This is a genomic window from Achromobacter sp. UBA5777 (assembly GCF_002418565.1).
Taxonomy (GTDB): Bacteria; Pseudomonadota; Gammaproteobacteria; order Burkholderiales; family Burkholderiaceae_B; genus Achromobacter; species Achromobacter animicus.
Genome location: NZ_DIEJ01000300.1, coordinates 1 through 3574 on the forward strand (window position 1 = coordinate 1; position 3574 = coordinate 3574).

The following is a 3574-nucleotide window of genomic DNA, read 5'->3' on the forward strand; positions in this document are numbered from 1 at the left end:
GGCAACAAGGCCGAAGGCGCGCGCACCGGCGGCAACAACAAGGGTCCGGGCGCCGGTGGCAAGCCGCGTACGCCGCGTAGTGGCGGCCCCCGCGCCGACGGCGGTCAGCGTGGCGACGATTGGCAACCCCGCAGCGCTTCGGCTCATGAATCCCGGTTGGGTGTCGTGGGCGGTGGCCGGGGACGTCAGGGTCGCTGATCCCCGCAGGGCGGCCCGCAGACTGCGCCGCCGCCCCGCATCCGTCCCATATAAACGTAAGCCCGTGACGAATCAGGCGATTTTCCCGTTTATCTGGTAAAATCAATGGTTTTCATGGCTTCGCGTCATGGCTTTTTGCTGGAAGCACTGGATTCTTTAAGTGCGCTTTACCGCAAAAAGCACGTCGGCTGCATTTGTGCCGATCGGGCGCACGGCCTTGTGCTGGCCTCATGTTGGCGTGATGCCAGGCGCTGTTTGCAGCAATCTCCTTGGCGCGTGCCGCTCATTCGCGGAAGGCGCACAGGCGCCTGAATACCCAGCCAAGTCCGGCGAAAGCCGGGTTCGGCACCGGGTCGGGAAATCAGGGCGGCGCAAGCCAAAAATTAGGTCGCAATATAGGGCACTGCCCAGCATTGCTCCTTACGTGTAGTAGGGAAGCGGCTGGGCTCTGTGCAATATCGGTGGGCTGGGCGTACAGCCCATTTTTTTTGAGTATATGGCTGATTTATTCGCATTGACCGAAGAGGCTCTGGCCGGCATGGACGTCGAACTTGTCGACGTGGAACGTGCCGCCCTGGGCCTTTTGCGCGTCACGATCGATCGGGTCGGCGGTGTGCGCATCGAAGACTGCGAGCAGGTGTCCCGCCAATTGTCGCGGGTCTATGAGGTCGAGAACATCGACTACAAGCGCCTCGAAGTGGGTTCGCCGGGTGTTGACCGCCCGCTGCGCACCGAGGCCGAGTTCCGCCGTTTCGCAGGCGAGCGCATCGAAATCAAGCTGCGCGAGGCATTGGACGGCCGCAAGGTCTTCTCGGGCACGTTGACCGTGCCGGAAGACGAGGCCGCAGCCGACGCAGCTGCTGGGATGCACAAGACCGTGTTCGGTCTCGAATTTGAGGCAAAAAAGAACGAAGTCCAGGTGTTGAATTTCACGGTCGAAGATATCGAGCGTGCAAAACTGGATCCCGTTCTGGATTTCAAGGGCAAAAAGCGATGAGTCGCGAAATTCTTCTGTTGGTCGATGCCTTGGCGCGTGAAAAAAACGTCACGCGTGACGTCGTGTTCGGCGCTCTCGAAAGTGCGCTGGCCTCGGCCATGAAAAAGCGCTTCAAGGATGATGCGGACATTCGTGTTTCCATCGATAGGGAAACGGGAGACCACGAAGGCTTCCGCCGCTGGCTGGTCGTGCCCGACGAGGCCGGTCTGCAAGAACCCGACAAGCAGGAAATGCTGTCGGATGCCGAGGAAATCGTCCCCGGCATCAAGGAAGGCGAGTACATCGAAGAGCCCCTCGAACCCATCGAGTTCGGCCGTATCGGCGCGCAGGCGGCCAAGCAGGCCATCCTGCAAAAGATCCGCGACGCCGAGCGCGAACAGGTGCTGAACGACTTCCTGGACCGTGGTGAAACCATCGTGTCCGGAACGATCAAGCGCATGGACAAGGGCGACGCCATCGTCGAAACCGGCAAGATCGAAGCGCGCCTGCCGCGCTCCGAAATGATCCCCAAGGAAAACCTGCGGGTTGCGGACCGCGTCCGTGCCTTCGTGTTGCGTGTTGACCACGCCGCGCGTGGCCAGCAAGTGATCCTGTCGCGCACGTCGCCCGAGTTCATCCGCCAGCTGTTCGAGAATGAAGTGCCCGAAATCGAGCAGGGTCTGCTCGAGATCAAGGCTGCCGCCCGTGATGCCGGCGTGCGTGCGAAGATCGCCGTCGTGGCATACGATAAGCGTATCGATCCCATCGGGACGTGTGTGGGCATGCGCGGTTCGCGCGTGACCGCCGTGCGCAACGAACTCGGCGGCGAGCAGGTCGACATCGTGCTGTGGTCCGAAGACCCCGCGCAGTTCGTCATCGGCGCGCTGGCGCCGGCCAACGTCGAATCCATCGTCGTCGATGAAGACAAGCATGCGATGGACGTCGTGGTGGACGAGGAAAACCTGCCGAAGGCCATCGGCGCCAAGGGCCAGAACGTGCGCCTGGCGTCCGAACTGACCGGCTGGCAGATCAACATCATGACGCCGGAAGAAAGCCTGAACCGCCAGGAAGTCGAGCGTTCGGGTCTGCGCACCACGTTCATGAGCAAGCTGGACGTCGACGAGGAAGTCGCTGACATCCTGATCGACGAAGGATTTACCGGTATCGAGGAAATCGCCTACGTTCCCATGCAGGAACTGCTGGAAATCGAGGCGTTTGACGAAGACACCATCAACGAGTTGCGCGCCCGTGCCCGCAATGCGCTGCTGACCGAGGCAATTGCCCAGGAAGAGCGCCTTGAGACCGCACAGGATTTGCTTGAACTCGAAGGCATGACGCCGGAACTGGCCGCCAAGCTGGCCGAGCGTCAAGTGCATACGCGTGATGATCTGGCCGAATTGGCAACGGACGAACTGGCGGAAATCGCCGGTCTGACCGAACAGGAAGCCAGCGATCTCATCATGCGTGCCCGCGCCCATTGGTTCGACGAAGAATAACCAAAAGGACACGGGTCTGCGGTGGGCGCTGCAGCCGCTTCATCCACCGCAAGTTCACGTTGTTTGTAATAGCTGCCTATAGGGAAGAGAGAGCCTAATGTCGAGTAATACCGTCGCCCAGTTCGCTACCGAGCTGAAAATGCCTGCCAACGTGCTGCTGGATCAGCTGCGTTCGGCTGGCGTTGACCTCAAATCGGTCGACGACTCCGTCACCGACAGCGACAAGGCGAAATTGCTCGAATCGCTGCGTCGCGCACACGGCGCAACCGAAGGCAAGAAGATCACGCTGACGCGCCGCCAGACTTCCGAGATCCGGCAAGCCGACGCCACCGGGCGTTCGCGCACGATTCAGGTCGAAGTGCGCAAGAAGCGCGTCTTCGTCAAGCGCGACCCGTCCGAACTCGCTGCCGAACAGGCCGCCTCGGCCCGTCCCGAAGAAGAAGTAGCGGCAGACGCCGCTCCGCAGGTTTCCGCACCGGCTGCACCCGCAGCTCCGGCGGCGCCTGTCGCCGCTGAAGCTCGCGAAACGGCGCCTGTAGAGGCCGAAGCTCCCGCCCAGGCCGAAGCGCCGAAGCAGGAGCCCGTCGCAGCCGAAGCCGCCGCCCCGGCAGAAGCGCCCGCGGCAACCGAATCCGTCGCGGCCGAAGCGCCCGCCCCCGTCGAGGCCCAAGCGCCTGAAGTCCAGGCTCAGCCTGAACCCGAACCGACGCCGGCGCCTGCTCCTGCCGAGCCCGTGGCCGAAGAGGCCAAGCCCGAAATCAAGACTGAAACCACCGAGCCTCTGGCTGAAGAAGCCAAGCCGGAACCTGCTGTGCTAGCCAATAAGTCCGAAACATCTTCCTCCCAGGCCACCGCGCCTGTCGCCCAGGCGCAGCCTGCCGCGAAACCCGAATCCGTGAAGCCC

3 protein-coding genes and 1 pseudogene are annotated in these 3574 nt (G+C 62.3%); all 4 read left to right on the forward strand.

The genetic code is table 11. From position 1 onward, the window contains the following. Nucleotides 1–198 (forward strand): annotated as a pseudogene (locus tag B3446_RS26165) (23S rRNA pseudouridylate synthase B); the annotation flags it as partial. A gap of 496 nt (nt 199–694) precedes the next feature. Further along, a complete protein-coding gene (rimP, locus tag B3446_RS26170; RefSeq protein WP_175124690.1) occupies nt 695–1195 on the forward strand; it encodes a ribosome maturation factor RimP in 501 nt (166 codons plus the stop codon). Next, nucleotides 1192–2670, forward strand: a complete 1479-nt coding sequence (nusA, locus tag B3446_RS26175; protein ID WP_056322387.1) for a transcription termination factor NusA — start codon at nt 1192–1194, stop codon at nt 2668–2670. The genes rimP and nusA overlap by 4 nt, the downstream gene beginning before the upstream one ends. A gap of 97 nt (nt 2671–2767) precedes the next feature. Beyond that, nucleotides 2768–3574, forward strand: an 807-nt coding sequence (locus B3446_RS26180; protein WP_291386846.1) for a translation initiation factor IF-2 associated domain-containing protein, incomplete at its 3' end; no start/stop codon positions are given.